Annotated in this window: 16 protein-coding genes and 2 rRNA genes; 8 read left to right on the forward strand and 10 right to left on the reverse strand. The window is 43.8% G+C overall.

Annotated elements, in window-relative coordinates; genetic code table 11:
• The first annotated feature begins 101 nt into the window (after positions 1 to 101).
• The 3 genes from hemA (at position 102) to hemB (ending at position 4,009) form a co-directional block, all read left to right on the forward strand.
• Positions 102 to 1,343 carry a glutamyl-tRNA reductase gene (gene hemA, locus GKO22_RS12675; protein ID WP_166335567.1) on the forward strand — a complete coding sequence of 414 codons (1,242 nt, stop codon included), beginning with the start codon at positions 102 to 104 and terminating at the stop codon, positions 1,341 to 1,343.
• A gap of 97 nt (positions 1,344 to 1,440) precedes the next feature.
• Positions 1,441 to 3,027: a hydroxymethylbilane synthase gene (hemC, locus tag GKO22_RS12680; RefSeq protein WP_166335569.1), complete on the forward strand. Its 1,587-nt coding sequence runs from the start codon at positions 1,441 to 1,443 to the stop codon at positions 3,025 to 3,027.
• 4 nt (positions 3,028 to 3,031) lie between these two features.
• Positions 3,032 to 4,009 carry a porphobilinogen synthase gene (gene hemB / locus GKO22_RS12685; RefSeq protein ID WP_166335571.1) on the forward strand — a complete coding sequence of 326 codons (978 nt, stop codon included), beginning with the start codon at positions 3,032 to 3,034 and terminating at the stop codon, positions 4,007 to 4,009.
• A 260-nt stretch (positions 4,010 to 4,269) separates the two neighbouring features.
• Here hemB and carB read toward each other — a convergent pair whose 3' ends face one another.
• From carB to GKO22_RS12700, 3 genes are all read right to left on the reverse strand, one after another.
• Positions 4,270 to 7,089: a carbamoyl-phosphate synthase large subunit gene (gene carB, locus GKO22_RS12690; RefSeq protein WP_166335573.1), complete on the reverse strand. Its 2,820-nt coding sequence runs from the start codon at positions 7,087 to 7,089 to the stop codon at positions 4,270 to 4,272.
• Positions 7,090 to 7,240: 151 nt separating this feature from the next.
• A complete protein-coding gene (locus GKO22_RS12695; protein ID WP_166335575.1) occupies positions 7,241 to 7,702 on the reverse strand; it encodes a hypothetical protein in 462 nt (153 codons plus the stop codon).
• 18 nt (positions 7,703 to 7,720) lie between these two features.
• Positions 7,721 to 9,979, reverse strand: a complete 2,259-nt coding sequence (locus tag GKO22_RS12700) for a glycoside hydrolase family 20 protein (RefSeq protein ID WP_166335577.1) — start codon at positions 9,977 to 9,979, stop codon at positions 7,721 to 7,723.
• Positions 9,980 to 10,192: 213 nt separating this feature from the next.
• On the opposite strand from GKO22_RS12700, the gene lipA reads away from it, so the two are divergent.
• Both lipA and GKO22_RS12710 read left to right on the forward strand, forming a co-directional pair.
• Complete coding sequence (gene lipA, locus GKO22_RS12705; RefSeq protein WP_166335579.1) at positions 10,193 to 11,074, forward strand: lipoyl synthase; 882 nt, start codon at positions 10,193 to 10,195, stop codon at positions 11,072 to 11,074.
• A 45-nt stretch (positions 11,075 to 11,119) separates the two neighbouring features.
• Positions 11,120 to 12,046, forward strand: coding sequence for a hypothetical protein (locus GKO22_RS12710; RefSeq protein WP_166335581.1), 927 nt, complete (start codon positions 11,120 to 11,122; stop codon positions 12,044 to 12,046).
• A gap of 14 nt (positions 12,047 to 12,060) precedes the next feature.
• On the opposite strand, the gene GKO22_RS12715 is transcribed toward GKO22_RS12710, so the two are convergent.
• Both GKO22_RS12715 and GKO22_RS12720 read right to left on the reverse strand, forming a co-directional pair.
• Complete coding sequence (locus tag GKO22_RS12715; protein WP_166335583.1) at positions 12,061 to 13,701, reverse strand: amidohydrolase; 1,641 nt, start codon at positions 13,699 to 13,701, stop codon at positions 12,061 to 12,063.
• A gap of 134 nt (positions 13,702 to 13,835) precedes the next feature.
• Positions 13,836 to 14,246: a BrxA/BrxB family bacilliredoxin gene (locus GKO22_RS12720; RefSeq protein WP_116773897.1), complete on the reverse strand. Its 411-nt coding sequence runs from the start codon at positions 14,244 to 14,246 to the stop codon at positions 13,836 to 13,838.
• A 201-nt stretch (positions 14,247 to 14,447) separates the two neighbouring features.
• Between GKO22_RS12720 and GKO22_RS12725 the strand changes: the two genes are divergently transcribed.
• The gene (locus GKO22_RS12725) at positions 14,448 to 14,942 is read left to right on the forward strand and encodes a Dps family protein (RefSeq protein WP_206367894.1); all 495 of its coding nucleotides are present in this window, start codon (positions 14,448 to 14,450) and stop codon (positions 14,940 to 14,942) included.
• A 99-nt stretch (positions 14,943 to 15,041) separates the two neighbouring features.
• Here GKO22_RS12725 and lpdA read toward each other — a convergent pair whose 3' ends face one another.
• Positions 15,042 to 16,430, reverse strand: coding sequence for a dihydrolipoyl dehydrogenase (gene lpdA, locus GKO22_RS12730; RefSeq protein ID WP_166335585.1), 1,389 nt, complete (start codon positions 16,428 to 16,430; stop codon positions 15,042 to 15,044).
• Positions 16,431 to 16,643: 213 nt separating this feature from the next.
• Here lpdA and GKO22_RS12735 point away from each other — a divergent pair, with 213 nt between their 5' ends.
• Both GKO22_RS12735 and asnS read left to right on the forward strand, forming a co-directional pair.
• A complete protein-coding gene (locus GKO22_RS12735; RefSeq protein WP_240920287.1) occupies positions 16,644 to 16,964 on the forward strand; it encodes a DUF3817 domain-containing protein in 321 nt (106 codons plus the stop codon).
• Between the two features lie 88 nt (positions 16,965 to 17,052).
• Positions 17,053 to 18,498, forward strand: a complete 1,446-nt coding sequence (gene asnS / locus GKO22_RS12740; protein WP_166335589.1) for an asparagine--tRNA ligase — start codon at positions 17,053 to 17,055, stop codon at positions 18,496 to 18,498.
• 95 nt (positions 18,499 to 18,593) lie between these two features.
• On the opposite strand, the gene GKO22_RS12745 is transcribed toward asnS, so the two are convergent.
• The 4 genes from GKO22_RS12745 to GKO22_RS12760 form a co-directional block, all read right to left on the reverse strand.
• A complete protein-coding gene (locus tag GKO22_RS12745) occupies positions 18,594 to 20,015 on the reverse strand; it encodes a Gfo/Idh/MocA family protein (protein WP_166335591.1) in 1,422 nt (473 codons plus the stop codon).
• Positions 20,016 to 20,251: 236 nt separating this feature from the next.
• Positions 20,252 to 21,157: a hypothetical protein gene (locus GKO22_RS12750; RefSeq protein ID WP_166335593.1), complete on the reverse strand. Its 906-nt coding sequence runs from the start codon at positions 21,155 to 21,157 to the stop codon at positions 20,252 to 20,254.
• Between the two features lie 113 nt (positions 21,158 to 21,270).
• Positions 21,271 to 21,382: ribosomal RNA gene (gene rrf, locus GKO22_RS12755) — 5S ribosomal RNA — on the reverse strand.
• Positions 21,383 to 21,576: 194 nt separating this feature from the next.
• A 23S ribosomal RNA gene (locus GKO22_RS12760) occupies positions 21,577 to 24,123 on the reverse strand; the annotation flags it as partial.

The raw sequence follows: 24,123 nt of genomic DNA on the forward strand, positions 1-24,123 counted from the left end.
TTTAAAATCGTTCTAAATTTGTCGCTTTGACAGATTTTTGACAGAAACAGACGGCTTTTGATCTACATTTGCAGGACGAATCATAGCGCGAGTAGCAGACTTTGGAAAATTTAAAAGTAATAGCGTTTACACACAAACATGTCGAGTTGAAGGACTTGGGAAATTTGGTAATCTGCAACGAAGAGTTGAACCACAGATTGATCAATCTCAAGAACAACTTGGATATTCCTGAAATCTTTTACATTGGTACATGTAACCGCGTAGAGTTTGTCTTTTACGGGGCGCATGAACTTACAGACGAGTTTATTTCGCAGTTCATGCATAGCATGAATTTTTGTGTTCCTACCGAGCGACTTCAATGCTACTTAGGTCAGGTAAACAAGTATGCTGGAATGGACGCTCTTAATCACCTACTTCGTATGTCTTGCTCAATTGAGAGCTTAGTGGTTGGTGAGAAAGAAATCCTTGCACAGGTTCGCCGTGCTTATGAACGCTGTCGCGATGCCGGTTTTACTGGAGATTTCATGCGTATGATGATGGATCGCTTGGTCAAAACTGCTAAGGAGGTCTATACCCATACCAATATCTCTCGCAATCCGATATCTGTCGTTTCTTTGGCTTACCGTAAGCTAAGAGAAGTGAAATTGGTAGAAAATCCTCGTATCCTTGTTATTGGAGCAGGTGAAACCAACCAAAATCTAGCAAAATACCTTAAAAAACATAAGTATAAAAACTTCGTAGTATTCAACAGAACCGTGGAGAAAGCGTATGCTTTGGCTTCCGAGCTGCAAGCAACTGCATATCCATTATCGGAGTTGGCTAACTATAAAAAAGGTTTTGATGTGATGATTACCTGTACAGGATCATCAGAACCAATTGTCGACCAAGCATTGTACACCTCCCTGTGCAACGGTGAAGTGGATAAGAAAGTGGTGGTCGATTTGGCTATTCCAAATGATATCGATGCCGAAGTGATCGCGCAAAACCCGATTCACTACATTGAGGTGAGCAGCTTGCAAGCTATTGCACAGAAAAACATTAAAGAACGCTATGATGAGCTACATCATGCGGAGAAAATCATACATCAAAACATCGAAGAATTTCTTCCGATGATCAAACAAAGACGGGTAGAAGTTGCTATGCGTCAGGTTCCTGATAAAATCAAGGAGATACGCGCTACCGCAATGAATGAAGTATTTGCTCGTGAATTGAATGGGTTGGATCCTCAAGCTTTAGAAGTTTTGGAGAAAGTCATCAATTACATGGAAAAGAAATACATTAAAGTTCCAATGGTCATGGCGAAGGAGATTTTAGTACAATCTTCCGACGTCGCGCAGAATTAAATATATTCTTTCCGCCCTTTTTCTTCTATTTTCTCTGGCATATTAGCATCATTTTGGGTAATATAGCTCCACATCTTTATACCTTTACTATTTCATTGTGAAAAGAAAACTTACAATCGGCACGAGAGGAAGTGCTTTGGCACTATGGCAGGCTAACTATATCAAAGATAGACTACAAGAGATTGGCGTAGAATCCGAACTCAAGATCATCAAAACGCAAGGTGATATTGTACAACACCTTCGCTTGGATAAATTAGAAGGAAAAGGTTTTTTTACCAAAGAATTAGAAGAGGAATTACTCTCTAGCCAAATTGATTTGGCAGTACATTCACACAAAGATTTACCGACGATCAACCCACCGGGCTTATCTATTGCCGCAGTTTCTGAGCGCGAAGATCCATCTGAACTACTGATCATCAGACCCGAGGCGGTGGATATCTCACAGCGTTTATCCCTGAAACTGAAAGCAGACGTAGGTACGTCATCCAACCGCCGTAAAGCACAATTACTTTCTTTGCGGGAGGATTTGGACTTCGCCGATTTGCGAGGCAACATACAAACGCGTGTACAGAAATTGCGTGATGGGAAATATGACGCGATCATGCTGGCCAAAGCGGGTATTGAGCGTGTGGAGATGGATCTATCAGAATTTCATGTAGAAGAAATTCCACCGATTAAAATCATTCCAGCACCGGCACAAGGTGTACTTGCGATCCAGATTCGGGATAACGACCAGGAGCTATTTGACATCTTGCAACCCATTAATGACACGGCAGTGCAAGAAACCATAGCGGTGGAACGTAAAGTGTTGAATCTTTTTGATGCCGGCTGTCATGCACCACTTGGCTGCTATTGTCGCAAGCACAACGGTCTGTATGAAGTGTGGACATCGGTGGCAGAAGACAATGAAGAATTTCCAGATCGCTTATTCGTACGTGCAGAAAGCACCGAAGGTTTGGCGCAACATATATTTGAGAAATTCCAGAAAGATCGTGCCCTTCCTCAGTCCGTTTTTATCACACGTGATTTGGACGAAGAGTCGTACCTTTCTCGCTTCTTGAACAAGCACAAAGTGGAGGTAGAAGGTAGATCACTCATTAAAATATTCCCCATCATCAAGCACTTGGATTCTTTTATCCTAAAGCATGTGGATTGGTTGTTTTTCGGTAGTAAAAATGCCATCGATCATTTCTTCAAGTTGGAGCCATTCCTGATGAAGAAAACGAAGATCGCCGTATTAGGACAGGGATCGGAGCAGGCATTGCGCAAGTACGATCGCGTTGCTGATTTTTCGGGCGACCAGATTGGTGTAACTGCCGAAGAATTTGCGGCGGAATTTGCCAAAGTGGCAAACGGCACCAAAGTCGTGATTCCTTGTGCCAAAGAAAGCATGAATACGGTTCGTGATGCCTTGAGTGCGGATACGGAGGTGATCACCATTCCGATCTATGAAACGGTACAATTGGAAGATGTAGACAAAACCAATGCACAGGTATTGATCTTTACATCGCCAAGCAATGTAGAGGCATATTTCCGCGAACATTTATTAGATCCGGGACAGAAAGTAATTTCGATTGGTACATCGACTGGTAAGAAATTTGATGAAATGGGCATTCCTTACGTTTTACCATTCTCCCCGGATGAGGTGGGATTGGCAGAAGCGGTATTTGGATTAGATATATAATAAGATGATGAATCGACCACGTAGAAATAGAAAATCGGCTGTAATTCGTGATATGGTGCAAGAAACACACCTACACGCGGGCAACTTGATTTTTCCGTTATTTATTGTCGACGGTGAAAACCAAAAGACAGAAGTAAAATCGATGCCGGGCATTTTTCGGTATAGTATAGACAATCTACTGCGTGAAGTAGAAAGCTGTATGAATCTTGGATTGAAGGCTTTTGATCTATTTCCCAACATCGAAGATTCGCTAAAAGATAAATATGCTACGGTTAGTTATCAAAAAGGCAACTTGTACCTACGTGCTATTGAAGCAGTGAAGAAGAATTTCCCAGAAGCTTGCGTGGTGACGGATGTGGCGATGGATCCCTATAGTTCGGACGGACACGATGGTATTGTCGAGAATGGCGAAATCCTGAACGATGAAACCTTGGATATCTTAGGCAAAATGGCTTTGGCACACGCCGAATCTGGCGCAGACATTATCGCGCCTTCGGATATGATGGACGGCCGTATTGGCTATATTCGCGACGTACTAGACACGAACGGCTTTACCCATGTATCGTTGATGTCGTATACCGCAAAATACGCTTCTGCATTCTATGGACCATTCCGCGATGCGTTAAACTCCGCACCTAAATCAGGCGATAAGAAGACCTATCAGATGAATCCTGCTAATGTGCGCGAAGCGCTGATTGAAGCACAGCTTGATGCCGAGGAAGGCGCAGATTTCTTGATGGTTAAGCCAGGACTTCCGTACTTGGATGTCGTAAAGTTATTACATGATAATTTTGATCTACCAATCGCTGTATACAACGTGAGTGGCGAATACGCCATGCTAAAAGCTGCAGCACAAAATGGTTGGTTAGACGCAGAACGCGCAACGATGGAAACGCTGTTGAGCTTCCGCCGTGCAGGCGCCTCTTCTATCCTTACCTACCATGCTAAAGAAGTATTGGCGAATGGTTGGTTAAGTAGATAGGTTGAGAGAAAAGTTGATAGGATTATAAACTAAGGTTCATTTGCTACGGCGATCCTCTTCGGTTTCGCAATGATGAATTTAATAAGTCCCTTCGGTTAGCCGAAGGGACTTATTTGTTTTATAGATTACGTCACCCTCGTGCCTCGGGTTAGTAATGATGTAGTGAATAAATGTGTAATCACAAAGCTCTAAAATGCAAAACGGTGGCTATCCTAAAAGGATGGCCACCGTTCATATATCTAAATACTAATATCTAATCTCTACTGCGCATTTAAGAACATGGATTTCTGACTGTATAACTCGCGGAAATGTGGATCTTCCAAATCTTTGATAAAACGAATCGCTTCACCAGTTGATTTCATCTCTGGGCCGAGCTGCTTATCTACCTCTGGGAATTTAGAGAAAGAGAATACTGGCTCCTTGATCGCATAACCTTTTAGCTTGCGCTCGATCGTGAAATCGCTTAGTTTATTCGCTCCCAACATCACTTTTGTTGCGATATTGATATATGGTACATCGTATGCTTTTGCGATGAATGGTACGGTACGAGATGCTCGTGGATTAGCTTCGATTACATACACTTGCTCATCTTTGATCGCGAATTGTATATTCAACAAACCACGTACATTCAGCGCTTTGGCTAATTTACGGGAGTACTCTTCCATCTTGGATTGCACGTTTTCAGACAAGCTGAATGGTGGCAATACCGCCGATGAATCTCCAGAATGGATACCCGCAGGCTCGATGTGCTCCATCATACCGATGATGTGTACATCTTCGCCATCACAGATCGAATCCGATTCTGCTTCCTCTGCACGATCTAAGAAATGGTCGATCAGGATCTGGTTTCCTGGAAGCGTACGCAACAATTTCACCACTGCTTTTTCCAAATCTTCGTCGTTGATCACGATGCTCATGCCTTGTCCACCCAACACGTACGAAGGACGAACCAATACCGGGTAACCAACTTGATTCGCTACTACGATAGCTTCTTCAGCAGAAGTTGCAACACCATATTTCGGATAAGGAATCTCTAGTTCTTTCAACAAATCAGAGAAGCTACCACGATCTTCTGCCAAATCCATATTAGCAAAAGATGTTCCGATGATCTTTACCCCTAACTCTTCCAATTGCTTCGCCATTTTCAACGCCGTCTGACCACCCAATTGTACGATCACACCTTCTGGTTTTTCCATCTCGATGATTTCACGTACGTGCTCCCAGAATACAGGCTCGAAGTACAATTTGTCTGCCATATTGAAGTCGGTAGATACCGTCTCAGGATTACAGTTGATCATGATCGCTTCGTAACCACATTCTTTGGCGGCTAACAAACCGTGCACACAAGAGTAATCAAACTCGATACCTTGACCGATACGGTTAGGACCAGAACCTAATACCACGATCTTTTTGCGATCAGATACTTGCGATTCGTTTTCGTCCTCAAAGGTCGAGTAGTAATATGGCGTTTGTGCTGGGAATTCTGCCGCACAGGTATCTACCATTTTGTACACGCGACGAATGCCTAATTCGGTACGGCGGTCGTATACTTGATCTTCTGTCACATTGCCCAACAACCAAGAAATCTGTACGTCAGAGTATCCTTTTTGTTTCAAGGTTAAGAAGAAATCACGTGGAATATTATTCAATTGGTAACGACGTAATTCAGTTTCTAAGTGTACCAATTCTTGGATTTGCACTAAGAACCATTTGTCGATATGTGTCACCTTGCGGATGGATTCCAAAGGAACGCCCATTTCGAAAGCATCTTTGACGTGGAATAGACGATCTGCACTTGGATGCTCCAAAGAGTACATGATCTCTTCTAGATCGCGTGATTGACGTCCGTCGGCTCCAAGACCAGCTCGGCCTGTCTCCAACGATTGTGCTGCTTTTTGCAACGCCTCAATAAAGGTACGCCCGATTGCCATCACTTCCCCTACGGCTTTCATCTGTAGACCTAATTCTTTGTTAGCGCCTTTAAATTTATCAAAATTAAAACGAGGTACTTTCACGATCACGTAATCCAACGTTGGCTCGAAGTAAGCCGAAGTAGTTTTGGTGATTTGGTTTTGCAACTCATCTAAGTTGTAGCCGATGGCTAATTTGGCAGCGATCTTTGCAATAGGATATCCTGTTGCTTTAGATGCTAGTGCCGATGAACGGGATACACGCGGATTGATCTCAATCGCAATGATCTCTTCGTTCTCAGGATTTACCGAGAATTGTACGTTACAGCCTCCGGCGAATGTACCGATGGAGCGCATCATCAAGATCGCCTGATTACGCATATCTTGGTAACACTTGTCAGATAATGTCATACCTGGCGCTACCGTGATCGAATCTCCTGTGTGGATACCCATCGGATCGAAGTTTTCGATCGTACAGATAATGATCACATTATCGTTGGTATCACGCAAAAGCTCTAATTCAAATTCTTTCCAACCTAATACCGCTTGCTCTACCAATACTTCATGCGTTGGTGAAGCGTGTAGACCGCGGTTCAACGCCGCATCAAAATCTTCTTTTTTGTGTACGAAACCACCACCTGTACCAGCTAGTGTGTAGGATGGACGAATAACTAATGGGAAACCGATTAATTGTGCCGCTTCTTTACCTTCTAGAAAAGAGTTCGCAATTTTAGAGTTGGCAATACCAACACCAATATCGATCATCAGTTGGCGAAACTCTTCGCGGTTTTCGGTTTTTTCGATGGCGGCAACATCTACCCCGATCACTTTAACATTGTATTTGTCCCAGATACCTCTATTGGATGCCTCAATACATAAGTTCAATGCCGTCTGTCCGCCCATCGTTGGCAATACAGCATCAATTTGTTGCTCTTCCAATATTTGCTCGATACTTTCGCAAGTAAGTGGCAATAGATACACATTATCCGCGACGATATTATCTGTCATAATCGTTGCTGGATTGGAGTTGATGATCGAAACTCGGATACCTTCTTCTTTAAGAGATAAGGCGGCTTGTGAGCCTGAATAATCAAATTCGCACGCCTGTCCGATGACAATAGGCCCTGAACCGATAATTAAAACCGAGTTGATGGAAGTGTTTCTTGGCATTTTTTTTAATTCAAAATGTTAAAATACAAATTGTTAATTGTGGGACAGCGCAACGAAACGTGCATGGTAGAGTGCGGAATTCCGACTGCTTTGTCGGAGTGCAAAATTACAGTATTTTTTGTAATAATCCAGCAATTATTTACGTAGATTTTTAGTTGCTCTCCTCCGGGATATACATTTGCAGATCAAAATGCTGATTGATATATCTTTTAAGATCCGGTGTGAGCACTACCTTCTCCTCTACCAGCGGTAGCAAAGCGGTATCTACGGCTAGTCGCTGATGGTAATCATCAATGGCCTTAACTGTGATTTGATATAAGAATTCGTGTTCTTCATCTGATTTTTCGCGGTAAAGGTATTCTCCATCGTCATACTTTGCATTGGCTACCTGATCACAAGAATCTTGTATCGTATAGTGGTAATATTTGTAAAAATCACCGAACAATACATTTTGATGATCCAAGGTATTGAGTACGCTATTGAATGCATCTGCCGTATCCTTTTGGAAATGCATTTGATCAACCAAATTTCGGAATTCATCATTGGGCTGAGGTATTTTGTTGCACGAGGCAAAGAAAACTACGGCAGCTACTAGTAGTAACGTGTTTTTCATGATAGGGGATTTTGAATATTAATCAACAACAATTTCATCAATGAATAAAAAGGCTTTCTTCGTATTCTTCGCTTCGAATTTAATGAATTTCGCCATTACCGGTTTATCGAATTTGATTTCGAAAGATTGAATATCGAGTACTTCCGGATTTTTATCTACATGTGGCACGAATGATCCCGCCTCGCGGTAGCTTTTGCCATTGTCAGAAATCCAAACTTTGATCAAACCTGGGAAGAATACCCCCGGCCCTGGCATTTGCATAAAGCGCGCAGCCACCCGGTTGATTTCCTCGCGGCGATCCAAATCGATTACCAACTCAATATCGGAGGTGAATCCTTGCCATTTACCATCTTGGTAGCTGACGCCGCCTTTGCGACCGTCGACCAAGGTCTGCTCGCCCTGCGCGGCATAGCGCTCGTTCCACTTTGTGTTGTATTGTACTGTTTTTCCGATCGCTTTGTGGATATCCAGTTCTACTGTTTTGACAGGACCCATACGAGCGGAATCTAAAAAAGAAGCTGCTTTGAGCGTGGCACTTACGGCCAAATCAATCGGCGCGATATAAAGCGGAGATTGATTATTTGGCTCGGTTCCATCGGTGGTATATCGTATCGACGGGTCAAACTGCTCTGACGTTAAAGTAATACGATTTGATTTCTTGGCAGCATCGTATACCACATCATACAGTACATCAAAGCTCGGACGGTAATAATTGATCTGTAGATCTTGCAGTATAGTGTAATGTTTTTGCAAACGGCGTTTGAAATCCGGAAAATCACGCTGATCCTGAGCCGTCCAGTTAATTTCTGCTAAGGCCAAAGCCCGAGGAAAAGCCATGTATTCCACTTGCTGCGGATTGGGCATATATTCCGTCCACAAGTTTGCTTGCGCGCCCAAAATATGTTTGGCCTTATCGGCTGCAATCTTATCAGATACTGGATTGTAACTGTATACGCGTTCCAATGGTAAGTAACCGCCAAATGCTTTGGGTTGTGTACGCGGATCGAATTGATAAAAGTCGAAGTACAAATGACTTTGTGGCGTCATGATCACGTCGTGCCCTTTATTGGCGGCTTCGATGCCGCCTTCTTCGCCACGCCAACTCATTACGGTGGCTCCTTCGGTCAATCCACCTTCCAAGATTTCATCCCAACCTATCATTTTACGACCTTTGGATTGCAAGTATTCATCCATTTGCTGCACAGCATAGCTTTGCAGTTCTTCTTCCGTCTTTACTTGGATTTTTTCTTTTAAGGCCTGACATTTCGGACAGGTTTTCCAATGGGATTTATCCGCTTCGTCGCCACCGATATGAATGTATTCCGAAGGGAAAATATCCAACACTTCATCCAGCACATTTTTCAAAAAGGTGAAAGTCTGCTCATTGCCCACACAAAACTCATTTTGTGTATAAGGCAGACCAGTGCAAGAAAGCTCTGGATATACGGCTAACACCTCTTCGGAGTGGCCTGGCATTTCGATTTCAGGAATGATATTGATGCCCTTTCTGGCTGCATAAGCGACGAGTTCACGTGCTTGCGCTTGCGTATAAAATCCACCGTGTGCATTGGGTGTGCCTTGCTCCACATAGCGTTTACCATACTTATCCCAATCCGCAAAATGCGCCTGCGGTCGCCATGCTGCTTTTTTAGTTAGTTCAGGGTAGCGACTGATCTCCAAGCGCCATCCGGCGCCATCAGTCAGATGCCAGTGAAACTGATTGAACTTATATAAGGCCATCACATCTATGTACTTTTTCAAAAACTCAAAAGGCATAAAATGACGGGAAACATCCAAATGTAATCCGCGATACGCAAAACGCGGCTTATCTTTTATTTCCACAAAAGGAAGCACTACCGAATGCTGTAACATACTGAGCTGATGCAAACTCTGCACTCCAGCTAAGGCACCTGCCACATCAGGAGATTTGATCGTGATCCCTGCTGGATTGATTAACAGTGTATATTCGCTTGGGCGTAGATTATCCGATGCTTTAGACTCTAGAATCCAAATGGCAGCGGGTTGCTGTTTTTTCACTCGCTTAAAGAGTTCGGAAGAAGTGATTTGTAAATTAGGAATATCGCCAAGTAATTGACTCAACTCCATAAAACGTTCGCTGTAGAATACTGGAAATGCCTGATCCAATGCAAGCGCTCCTTCATTAATTACGACTTTATCCGGACGAGGAATTAAATCGGCATGCAGTTCTTGCGCCCTGCTGTTGCACCACGTTATTAGGAAGAAACAACTAAGTAGTGTGACTCGCGAAAATTTCATAGGAAAGCAGTAATAGTTTGTACCCAAAGATCCTAAATAAAGTGTGAACCGACAATCTGCGGATTGTAAAACTTTTATGAGACAACTTATAATTTTTGCAAAACAAAGTGTTGAGAAAATCTTTAGCGAGCTTTTGTCTAAATGTGATAAACATATGAAACTGGCTCAACAAATGCATTGCATAAAAAATGAAATAATGCGTAACTTTGTGTTATGATTGAATTACCCGTTATTCCAGCGCAACAAACACAGCGAAAACCTGATTGGCTACGTGTAAAACTACCTGTAGGCAAGGAATATCGCCATGTGCGCGGACTGGTTGATGAGCACAAATTGCATACGATCTGTGAGAGTGGCAATTGCCCGAATATGGGCGAATGCTGGGGTGCCGGCACGGCTACTTTTATGATCTTGGGAAATATCTGTACACGTTCCTGTTCTTTCTGTGCGGTAGCTACAGGAAGACCATTAGCCGTAGATCTGGATGAGCCAAATCGTGTGGCACAATCGGTAAAACTGATGCAAGTAAAACATTGCGTGATCACTTCGGTGGATCGTGATGATTTGAAAGATGGTGGATCTACCATCTGGGCAGAAACGGTCAATGCTATTCGTCGCGAAAGCCCGGAAACTACTCTGGAAACTTTGATTCCTGATTTTAAAGGGCAATGGGACAATCTTGATCGCGTATTAGCCGTGCGTCCAGAGGTGGTATCGCACAATCTAGAAACGGTGCGACGTCTTACGCGCGAAGTGCGTATCCAAGCCAAATACGACCGTTCATTAGAATGCCTTCGTCGTATTGCGGAAGCAGGATTACGTACCAAATCTGGTATTATGTTGGGCTTTGGTGAGACAGAAGAAGATGTGGTAGAAGCGATGCGCGATTTGTACGAAGTGGGGGTAGATATTTTGACCATCGGTCAATATTTGCAACCAAGTAAAGCACACCATCCTGTGGTAGAATGGATCACACCAGATCAATTCAAACGCTATCAAGAAATCGGTCTGGAAATGGGCTTTAAGTATGTAGAATCTGGCCCTTTGGTAAGATCTTCGTACCACGCAGAGAAACATCTCTTCGACATGCAATAAGCATCAAATTGATTATTAAGCTGTTTTTGATTACATTAGTAAAACATGAAGCAGCCAAAACATAGACGATATTTTATAGGAGCAATGCTAATCGCATTGCTTTTTATTTTATTGGTCAGTTCGTTGCTATATGCTTGGTACATTCACACGCAAGATGACGGCCTTCCCTTTTTCATCACCCGAATTTTGCTTCCACTTGGGGTGGGCGCTGCTATCAGCAGCGCATTTGTTTCCCACCTCTATCAGAAAAATAATTTCTACGTTCTCCTGCTTCCTGCTGAACGCTATGCAGCGCATCGTTTTACGCTGACGTTCATCCTGACCGCTACTGCGATTGTTTTATTTCAGCCTTTATCCACGAGTATTCGGTACAATGTAGGTAAGGTATTGCACTTGCAAAGCGTAGAAGAAATGCCTCCATACGAGCAACCTACTTTCCTTTCGCTTGGCGAATGGCATGTGGATCGGATGCGTGTGATACCTATTCATACTTACGAAAATGGAAAGGGCTGGAACTACGATAAGGTTCACCTCAAATCACTTTTCTTACTACCAATTTTCTCCCAGAAGAATGCATATCAAAATGCGGCCAAAGCTTGGCTGGCATTTAAATACGAAAACACGATTTCGAAAGAGGAATTTGCACGTAATAAAGGTCGTGCTTACTTTGAGCAATCGCTGAGCCATTTTAAAAAGATCAACGTAGGTGCTTTTTTGTATTTTGAATTGTACGATCAAGGGCTAGAAAAACAGGTATTAACACAACTAGCTCGTAATCACTCCTATTTTAAAAGCTCCTACAGCGCCGTATACCAAGGTAATTCCGTGGATCGCGATTGGATTTCTTTGCGTTACTTTGTGTACACGCTGTTGGGATTCCTACTCATTGTAATACCTCTTTATTGGCTGATCATTCTTTATCTGATCGCAATGGAAGATGATGACGAACAGTCTTTGCGTCATATCGAATAAGAACCGTAGGATTCTTACTTTTTCTGATAAACTGTTTCGCCGTTGATCACCGTACGAAGCACGGCCACGCGACGCAATTCACCGTCAGGAATGGTCATAATATCCTGCGACAAGATCACAAAGTCGGCATCTTTTCCGCGTTGAATATTACCGCGTCGGGTTTCCTGAAAACAGGCTTGCGCCGCCCAGATGGTCATTCCCATTAATGCTTCGCGCCGTGTAAGTGCATTTTTGATTTCAAAACCACCTTCTGGAAGCCCATTGGCATCGACACGAGTCACGGCGGCATGAAAACTATTAAGAGGGTTAAAATTTTCTCCCGGAAAACCACTTCCAATAGCCAGCATACCATAATTATCTACCAAGCGCTTTAAGGCGTATGCATTGTGCAAGCGCTCCTCTCCGATTCTATTTTTCACCCAATACATATCAGAAGTCGCATTTGCTGGTTGTAACGAAGGGAAAACACGGAAACGATCGAATTTCTCAAAATCTAATTCATTCACCACTTGAGCATGCTCTATACGCCAACGTCTTTCATTATTTTGACCAAGGTATTTGCCATAAAGATCCAATATCAGCCGCGCAGCGGAATCCCCAACAGCACGTGTACTTAATTGGAAGTTCGTGGCAGCGATCTCTTTAATCGTTCGCTCTAATTCTTCTGGCGTTTGCAGCAAGAAACCTCTTGTGGTACTGTCATCAGAGTAAGGAGTTAACAAACTGGCATCACGCGTGCGCAACAAGCCATCTGCAGTCAATTTGACTGCACGAATATGGAGGCGGCCATCATCATAGTATCCACTACGAATCATCCGACGCACGGTTCGGAGATTATCTTCGATCATCGCATAATTCCGAATTTTCAGCTTTTCGCTGGTATAGAGATTTCGTAGAAATTCCAGATCTCTTTCATTAACGCCGGCATCAACAATGCTAGTAAGCCCGACCGAAAACAACAATTGTTCTGCCTTGGTAAGCGCTAGTAACTCCTGATTATCGTCTACTTCTGGAATATGTGATTTTACCAAGTCCATGGCATTATCCATCAATACGCCACTTAATCGGCCGAGAGAATCGGTGAGAATCAAACCACCTTCTACATAGAATGCCGTGTCTATACTCGCGAGCTCCAATGCTTTAGAATTAACCGAAGCTGCTTGATAATCTACCCGAGAAAGATAAACGGGAATATCTGGAAAATATTTATCCAAGGAATCGCGGACGGTAAAAGATTCGTCGTCCCAGCGCTCCTGATCCCAGCCAGCGCCGACGAGCCACGGACGATCGGGATAGGTTTTGTGATGTGCTTGTAAACGTAGCAATACATCATGAAATGATTTTGCTCCGTACAGATTCGCCATGTCTAGCGAAGCAGCAAAATCTAAGAAATGCGTGTGCGAATCGTAAAACCCCGGATAAACGGCCGCGCCTTGCGCATCAATCGTTTCTTTTGCTTCGTAGCGTTGAAGCAAGCGCTCCGAACTTCCGATCTCCACGAATACGCCTCCTCGTATCGCGAAAGCCTCTGCGATGGTAAACGCGGAATCTACCGTGTACACGCGCGCATTGTACACGATTAGATCCACCTCATGATTGGTGGTACAGGAGGCAAACAGAAAGAGTAAACCTAGAGCGGCAAGTATTGATTTCATGTATCTTTGGGGCTTTGTGCTAATTTACAAAAGAATTGGTGGAGATTGTAGTTGTAAATACGGGTATAGAATACGTAAAAAGCTTTTCGCGAGGGCGAAAAGCTTTCCTATCATTCAAAAAATCAAAAGACTAACTAGCAGTACTCGTCGAATGCAGCCACTAGGTTGTCTGCAATCATTTGTGCCGGACGACCTTCGATCATGTGGCGCTCGATCATATGTACCAACTGACCATCTTTGAACAAGGCCATCGCTGGAGATGATGGAGGATACGGCAACATATATTGACGTGCTCTATCTACAGCATCTTTTTCCATACCAGCAAATACGGTTACTAATTTGTCTGGATGTTTTTCGTTTTTAACGGCTGCTTTAGCCGCTGGGCGTGCATTGGCTGCCGCACATCCGCATACAGAATTAACCACCACAAACACGGTTCCTTCCGAAGGAATAGCACTTTCTACTGCTTCTGCAGATTTTAGTTCTTCGAACCCAGCATCTACCAATTCTTGACGCATAGGGGTTACTAAATATTCTGGATACATATCTTCTCGTTTTTGATTATTTACAAATATAATAGGAAACCGCTAGCAGGTCAAGAGCAAGGAATCAGAAGAATGTAAGATTTGTAAGATGCCCTATTTTCCTCGTATTTCGAGTCCGCTCAAAATTGACATTTTCCTTACGGAAAACAACTAATCAGGCATATATTTTGCATACCTAATGGTATAAAAAGTAGAAAGATTATGAGTACACTATCAAAAACACATAAGCAACCTGAGATAGGCTTGCAAGAAAGAGATATGGCGAATGTGTCTGAATTTTTAAATAAATTGTTAGCAGACTATACTGTATTATATACGAAAGTCAGACATGCACACTGGAATGTGGAAGGACCAGATTTTCACTCACAGCACTTATTTTTTGAAGAGCTATACAATCAATTAGCGGTTAATATTGATGACGTAGCCGAGCGTGTACGTATGTTGGGTCATTATGCCGTGGGATCATTGGCGAAATACCTGCAACTAACACACTTGTCAGAAATACAACATGGAGGCACCGATAGCCAAGGGTTGATCAAGGAATTAACTTCTGACTATGAAACCGTCATTATGGTAATTCGTTCAGGAATCGAATTAGCAGAATCGGCAGGTGATACTGGTACGGAAGATTTCTTAACTGGATTGATGGAAGAGCACGAAAAAACCGCTTGGATGTTGCGCTCTCACCTCGGTTAAAAGAAACTGTTTATTATAGTTAATTTACGAAGAAGCCGCTTACCTTGTTGATTGACAACTCGGCAAGCGGCTTCTTTATTTGATTATAGTTTGTAGTGTCTACAAGTGGATTACTTCTCCGTAAGCGTCCGCTGCCGCTTCCATGATCGCTTCGCTCATGGTCGGGTGTGGATGTACTGATTTGATGATTTCGTGTCCTGTAGTTTCTAGCTTGCGTGCTACTACCACTTCAGCAATCATCTCCGTTACGTTAGCACCAATTAAGTGTGCTCCTAAGAACTCACCGTATTTCGCATCAAAGATTACTTTTACGAAACCATCTTTTGCGCCAGCTGCGGATGCCTTACCTGAAGCAGAGAATGGGAATTTACCCACTTTTACTTCGTAGCCAGCGTCTTTCGCTGCTTTCTCTGTGTAACCTACAGAAGCAATCTCTGGCGAACAGTACGTACATCCCGGGATGTTGTTGTAGTCAATGGCATCTACATGCAAGCCTTTGATTTTCTCCACACAAGTGATCGCTTCTGCCGAAGCTACGTGTGCCAAAGCCTGACCTTTTACAATATCACCGATAGCGTATACGCCATCTACATTCGTTTTATAAAAATCATCTACCACTACGCGGCCTTTATCTACTTTTACACCAACTTCTTCAAGCCCGATGTTTTCGATATTTGGTGTGATACCTACTGCTGAAAGTACAATTTCGGCTTCGATAACCTCTTCGCCTTTGGCGGTTTTGATTTTCACTTTAGATACATCACCTTTCGTATCAACACCGGTAACCTCCGATTTAGTTAGGATATTGATGCCTGCTTTTTTCAGTGATTTCTCCAATTGTTTCGAGATCTCCTCGTCCTCTACCGGTACGATACGATCCATAAATTCTACGATCGTAACCTTAGTACCGATCGTATTATAGAAGTAAGCAAACTCGACACCAATAGCGCCAGAACCCACTACTACGATAGATTTAGGTTGTGTAGGCAAGTTCATCGCTTGGCGGTATCCAATGATTTTTTTACCGTCTTGAGGCAAGTTAGGCAATTCGCGAGAGCGAGCTCCTGTGGCTAAGATCGTATGTTTAGCCGTATATTCTTTAGTGGCACCATCGGCACCCTTTACTTCGACTTTACCACCTTTTTTGATTTTGGCCGTTCCCATGATGACGTCGATTTTATTCTTTTTCATCAAGAACTGGATACCTTTGCTCATTCCATCAGCAACACCACGGCTTCTCTTTATGATCGCACCGAAGTCTGCTTCTCCACCATTCACTTTAATACCATATTCTTCGGCATGGTTCAGGTATTCGAAAACCTGTGCACTTTTCAACAATGCTTTTGTAGGAATACAGCCCCAGTTCAAACAGATTCCACCTAATGCTTCACGTTCTACAATCGCTGTTTTAAAACCGAGTTGGGATGCTCTAATGGCAGCAACATACCCACCTGGACCACTACCAATAACAATAATATCGTAATTCATAAATATAACGTTGTCGTTTTGATTCTATTAGACAAATATACCAAAAATACACCTTTCTAAATTGTATTCCGCAAATTCCCTGTCAAAATACTTACGAACAAGACAATGAACATCAAGATTTTGTCAGGTGTAAGTCAGTTCCGGAAAAAGAATTCTACACATCCCCTTTTTATACCTTTCTTTGCGAACCGTTCAAACGCGATTAATAAAGTTATGCTCAGAATTTTTAGACAAGTTGCGCTGTGGGAGGCGATCTCCACCATATTTTTATTCTTTGTCGCGATGCCTATTAAGTATGTGTTACCTCGCTTTATGGAGGTACCTGATGATATTCGTCTCGGTACAGTACGTGTCGCCGGATCTATTCATGGCTTTTTAGTCGTGATATTCGTGGTGCTATTGATTACGTGTTGGCAATCGTATCATTGGAAATTCAAACGCGTAGTGATGTACTTTGCGGCATCTTTGATTCCCATCGTTTCCTTCTGGGTAGAGCGCGATGTGCTGAAGATTATTAACAAAGAAAAGATCTAGCGGAAATCGGCTTTATTTTCGGCAATACCTCATAATTTCGTATCCTTGCATAGCAAAAGCGCAATCGCGCAGGGTATAGATAATTATAATGGAACACACACGTATTAAACAACTGCTGATCGCAGAAGACTTTGGTCAAGAGGTAATCGTTAAAGGATGGGTGCGGACTTTTCGCAACAATCAATTTATTGCCATTAATGATGGCTCCACACTGAATAATATCCAAGCTGTAGTGGACTTCGAGAATACCGATGAGCAGCTACTACGCCGCGTGACGACTGGCGCTGCCGTTCGCGTAAAAGGCGAGTTGATACAATCGTTGGGCAAAGGACAACGCGTGGAGATCAAGGTCAATGAATTGACCATTTTGGGCGATTCTGATCCAGAGAAATATCCATTACAACCGAAGAAACATTCCTTAGAATTTCTGAGAGAGATTGCACATTTACGTTTCCGTACGGGCACGTTCAATGCGATATTCAAAGTACGTAATGCCTTGGCATTTGCCGTACACCAGTTTTTTAACGAACGCGACTTTGTGTATATACATACGCCTATCGTGACAGGTTCTGACGCAGAAGGTGCAGGTGAAATGTTTCGTGTAACGACGATCGATTTTGACAATGTCCCCCGTAACGAAGACGGTACAGTAAACTATAAGGAGGATTTCTTCGGGAAATCCACCAATTTAACGGTATCTGGGCAGCTGGAAGGTGAGCTGGCAGCGATGGCGTTGGGGAATATCTACACTTTCGGACCGACGTTCCGTGCAGAGAATTCAAATACCACACGTCACTTGGCGGAGTTTTGGATGATCGAACCAGAAATGGCTTTCTATGAGTTGGAAGACAATATGGATCTCGCAGAGGAGTTATTGAAATACGTCATTAACTATGCGCTGAAAAACTGTCCGGACGAGATTGCTTTCTTGAGCAACCGATTGGTAGAGGAAGAAAAATCGAAGCCGCAGAGTGAACGCTCTGAAATGAATCTGGTCGATAAATTGCAATTTGTATTGACCAATGATTTTGAACGGGTAACGTACACAGATGCCATTGAAATCTTGAAACGCAGTAAGCCTAACCAAAAGAAACAGTTTAAATACTTGATCGAAGAATGGGGCGCTGATTTGCAATCGGAGCACGAACGTTATTTGGTAGAGAAGCACTTTAAAAAACCGGTGATCTTAACGGATTATCCAAGGGAAATCAAATCATTCTACATGAAGCAGAATGAACCAGATGCACAAGGCCGCCACACCGTGCGTGCTATGGATATCCTGTTTCCAGGCATCGGAGAAATGGTAGGAGGATCGCAACGCGAGGAAAACTTAGAAAAGTTATTGGCGCGTATGGCGGAAGTAGGTATTCCAGAACATGAGATCGACTGGTTCTTGGATACCAGACGATTTGGTTCGGCACCGCACGCTGGATTTGGAGTTGGTTTCGAGCGATTGGTACTATTCACCACCGGTATGAGCAACATCCGTGACGTGATTCCTTTCCCACGTACTCCGAAAAACGCAGAGTTCTAAAGGTCAATCAACCCTTGTGATATAAAAAATAAATTAGCCCATCTCAAAATTGCGTTGAGATGGGCTTTTTATCAGAAGTCGAAGACAAAAAAACCTTAAACCTGCAACTGTCCCTCGCTTGCTTTTGCTACCGCACGAATCTTCGTATTGCCACCACCTGCTAAACTCAGATTTACTGGTTTATTGTTCTTCCAATTTCCCTTCGTAAAATCTGGAAAATTCAACTGCCGACTATTTTGTGCCGACGATTGTATACTAAGTGGTATGATGGCGCTCCACGATGCAGCATCATACACATCCTGATCCAATGGCAAACCATTGCGCAAGCAATCAATCAAGCGCCAATCCATAATAAAATCCATTCCACCATGTCCACCAACCGCCTTAGCTTGTTCACCAATCAGCTTCACCATGTCCGGCGTATATTTAGCCTCTAGCTCTGCCATTTCTTCTTGCGGTAGCCATGCGTGTCCGTCTTTATAATCCTTAAAAGACAAGCCTTTGGTAGGATACTTTTGCGCAAAGCCAATCGTGCCACTCAGCAGGTGTATACGAGAATACGGGCGAGGGGAGCTCACATCATGTTGTATCATTAAGGTTTTGCCTTTCTGTGTCCTCATCAAGGTAGTATTCATATTTCCTCGGTAGGATTTGCTAGCGAATGGCGCAAAATCTGCATCGGTAGCGGCTAATTCGGATGCTTTTGCGCGCATATGAAAGTCAGCACTTTGCATATTGACTAAGGTAGCGATCTGGTCGCCTCGATTGATATTCATGCACTGCGCAATCGGGCCAATACCATGTGTGGGATAAAGATTTCCGTGCAAACGGATGTTTTCTTTCAACCGCCAGAAGTCATCATAATAGGTTTTGCTGAAGTTAAGATCCAATAGATCGTGAATGTATGCACCTTCCGCGTGTATCAGTTCACCAAACAAACCCTGCTGTACCATGTTGAGTGTAATTAACTCAAAGAAGTCATAGCAACAATTTTCAAGCATCATGCAGTGCTTTTGTGTCTGTTCAGAAACTTGTACTACTTTCCACAATTCCTTTACAGTTAATCCAATGGGCACTTCACAACCTACATGTGCTCCTGCTTGCATGGCAGCGATAGACATTGGCGCATGCAAATCCCAGGGCGTACAAATGTATACCAAGTCAAGTTCATTTTCTGATAGCATTTTCTTCCAGCCCTCGTCTCCCGAGTAGGTCTTAGGAGCCTGTAGACCTGCATCTTTCACTTTCTGCTGCTCTTGTTGCACGCGGTCTTCATGCCGATCACATAGCGCCACTATCGTGACGCCTTCTATATAAGTGAATCGAGAAACAGCTCCCGAACCACGATTTCCCAAGCCAACGATCGCCATGCGTACTTGATCGATTTTAGGGGCACGGAATCCACACATATTGTTTGAGGAAAAAGCAGTCCCGGAATGGACGATATTGGGCAATGAAATGGCTAAGCTGGAAAGCAGGCTGGCCTGTTTTAAAAAGGAACGTCTTGAGGAATCCATAGTAAATGAGGTGTTATAGGTCATGCACAGCGACATCTCTTATGAAACAACACTAAGAGACGCTTGAAATCACTGACTCAGCAAGTATAAATCAATTTAGGGACAAATAAAACTTGGCAGACAACGCAATCGATTGCTTAATCGATCGATACAAGAGACCTAAGCTTGGTGAGTAGAAATAGCAGGAAGATCTACATTACATGTAGAGAACAAGCTTAAAACAATGCTTCTAAACCTTAAAAAGTGAAACGAAGACCTAAAGATCCGCTGTATTGCGAAAGATTGGCTCCGTTTAGACGCGTATACTTTGTACCTTCGTTGCGAGTATATAGTTCGTCTAGGCCTTGGTTAGTAAAGGCACTGGTGTAATGACCAGAAAGTTCGATAGCAACCGCCGGATGAACCTGATACCCCAGTCGTAATACACCATTATGTTTTAAACCTAATGCCGAATGTCGAAAGCTGACAGGCTGCTGAAATTCATCCCTCAAATTCCAATTAGCTTTCGCCTTGTAATCAAACAAACCGAAGCCATAGCTACCTAATGCATAAAATGAATCATAAGCATAAGCAAGCTCTAAAGCCATTTGTCCACCATACCAATCAGTCTGGTAAATAGTACGCACATCGGGATCACTACTACCATCGGCTAATGGCAATAGAAAAAGTTCATTACCGAGCTGCTCATAACCCAACAAGAGGCGCGGCGAAACCGGTCCAAGATCAGGAAGGACATATCGCGCTGAAACTCGAAAATTATAGAAATATCCTTCGTCACTACTGAATTGCTCATCGTAAAAAGGACCTGTGCGATTATCAAAATCGTAATCTGTATCTCGTGCACTACCTCTGCGTGTCTTTTGATAATCACCTTCTAGAACGATATCTAATTTTGGCAGTATACGGATCGTTCCTTGTATTCCATAATTCATACCCTGAATTTGATCCCAAATCAACTCTGAGAAAACATTAGGACTTGTACCATCTAAATTACCCGCTATAGACCAGTCTAGATTTTGGACACCGTAACCTATACGCGGAGCAATCGTGAATCGAGGTTCTTGTGCGTACAAGCTGCTGCAAGTAAATAAAAATACTAATACAACTACGGCCAGACTACGGAAGTAAAATAAATTATACATATCAATAAATTGTTATCGTATGTAATATACGTCTTTTCTCTTTGATAGGGAATTAGAAAATCTCTAAACGCAAAAAAGCCCTTGCAAAGTTGTTGCAAGGGCTTTGGTATAAAATTAGGCACCGACCTACTCTCCCACCTGTTACGGCAATACCATCGGCTCTGGCGGGCTTAACTACTCTGTTCGGAATGGGAAGAGGTGGACACCGCCGATATAGGCACCTGAATATCTTGTGATAAGTAAGAAGCGGGAACTAAAAAGTAAGAAAAACATTTCTAACTTCTCATTTCAAACTTCTACATTCAAGTTTTTTAAATAACATAGTTGAAAGAAAGAAGGACAATCAGAAAATATAATCTGTAGATCATTTGCTATTGCTAGCTAAGAAACACAGGAAACAACAGAACACGTTTTCTATCATTGCGAAAGCTTCGGGCTATTAGTATCACTTGGCTATGGTATCTCTACCTTTACACCTATGACCTATCAACGTTGTCATCTGCAACGACCCTATAAGGAAGTCTCATCTCGTGGCTAGTTTCGCACTTAGATGCTTTCAGCGCTTATCTATTCCCGACGTAGCTACCCAGCCGTACACCTGGCGGCATAACTGGTTCACCAGCGGTCAGTCCATCCCGGTCCTCTCGTACTAAGGACAGATCCACTCAAACTTCCAACGCCCACAACAGATAGGGACCGAACTGTCTCGCGACGTTCTGAACCCAGCTCGCGTGCCACTTTAATGGGCGAACAGCCCAACCCTTGGGACCTTCTCCAGCCCCAGGATGTGACGAGCCGACATCGAGGTGCCAAACCTCCCCGTCGATATGAGCTCTTGGGGGAGATCAGCCTGTTATCCCCAGAGTACCTTTTATCCTTTGAGCGATGGCCCTTCCATACAGAACCACCGGATCACTATGTCCGTCTTTCGACCCTGATCGACTTGTTGGTCTCACAGTCAAGCGGGCTTATGCCATTGCACTCCTCGTACGGTTACCAAGCGTACTGAGCCCACCTTTGAAAGCCTCCGTTACCTTTTTGGAGGCGACCACCCCAGTCAAACTACCCACCAAACAATGTCCTCGGAGAATCCGAGTTAGAAACCGAATACAGAAAGGGCGGTATTTCAAGGTTGATTCCACGACTCCTAGCGAAGCCGCTTCAACATCTCCCGCCTATCCTACACATCCTGTATCCAATTCCAATGTTAAGCTATAGTGAAGGTTCATGGGGTCTTTCCGTCCCGTTGCGGGTAATCGGCGTCTTCACCGATACCACAATTTCACCGAGCTCATGGCTGAGACAGCGCCCAGATCGTTACACCATTCGTGCAGGTCGGAACTTACCCGACAAGGAATTTCGCTACCTTAGGACCGTTATAGTTACGGCCGCCGTTTACTGGGGCTTCGATTCAATGCTTCTCTTGCGATGACATCCCCTCTTAACCTTCCAGCACCGGGCAGGTGTCAGGCCTTATACTTCATCTTTCGATTTTGCAAAGCCATATGTTTTTGCTAAACAGTCGCCTGGGCCTTTTCACTGCGGCTGCTCTATCGCTAGAGACAGCGCCCCTTCTCCCGAAGTTACAGGGCCATTTTGCCGAGTTCCTTAGCCATGATTCACTCGAGCACCTTAGGATTCTCTCCTCGAACACCTGTGTCGGTTTGCGGTACGGGTTTTATATACCTGAAGCTTAGCGGGTTTTCTTGGAAGTCTGATTACCTGCACTATCTGCGCCGCCGAAGCTTTGCAGTACTATCGTGTTTCAGCATTCTCTGCGGATTTGCCTACAGAAAATATACCTACGCACTTCAACGAACTATTCCGTCAGTTCGCGGCAGTGTCACTACTCCGTCACCACATCGCAGTATATAAAAGTACGGGAATATTAACCCGTTGTCCATCGGCTACCTCCTTTCGGATGCGCCTTAGGCCCCGACTAACCCTGATCCGATTAGCGTTGATCAGGAAACCTGGTTCTTTCGGTGGGCGGGTTTCTCACCCGCCTTATCGTTACTTATGCCTACATTTGCTTTTCTATAATCTCCACAACAAGTCACCTTGCTGCTTCCCCGACGATAGAATGCTCCCCTACCAGATGTAATAAATTACAAATCCATAGCTTCGGTAATACACTTGATGCCCGTTTATTATCCACGCCCGGTCGCTCGACTAGTGAGCTGTTACGCACTCTTTAAATGAATGGCTGCTTCCAAGCCAACATCCTAGCTGTCTGGGCAACCGGACCTCGTTAGTTCAACTTAGCGTATATTTAGGGACCTTAGCTGATGGTCTGGGTTCTTTCCCTCTCGGCCTTGGACCTTAGCACCCAAAGCCTCACTGCCGGCCATATCTTGTAGCATTCGGAGTTCGTCTGGATTTGGTAGGATTTGACTCCCCCGCACCCAATCGGTAGCTCTACCTCTACAAGACTCTATGCCGACGCTGTTCCTAAAAACATTTCGGGGAGTACGAGCTATTTCCCAGTTTGATTGGCCTTTCACCCCTACCCTCAGGTCATCCGGAAACTTTTCAACGTTTATCGGTTCGGTCCTCCATTACATGTTACTGCAACTTCAACCTGCCCAAGGGTAGATCACAAGGTTTCGCGTCTACCTCATCCGACTATGCGCCCTATTCAGACTCGCTTTCGCTTCGGCTGCGTCGCTGAACGACTTAACCTTGCCGGACAAGAGTAACTCGTAGGCTCATTATGCAAAAGGCACGCCGTCACAGAATAAATCCGCTCCGACCGCTTGTAAGCACACGGTTTCAGGTTCTTTTCACTCCCCTGTTCGGGGTTCTTTTCACCTTTCCCTCACGGTACTGGTTCACTATCGGTCTCTCAGGAGTATTTAGCCTTACCGGATGGTGCCGGTAGATTCAAGCAGGATTTCTCCGGTCCCGCCCTACTCAGGATACCACTATGCTGTCATTCTTTACCTGTACGGGGCTGTCACCCTTAT

Source organism: Sphingobacterium chungjuense (genome assembly GCF_011316935.1).
GTDB lineage: Bacteria > Bacteroidota > Bacteroidia > Sphingobacteriales > Sphingobacteriaceae > Sphingobacterium > Sphingobacterium chungjuense.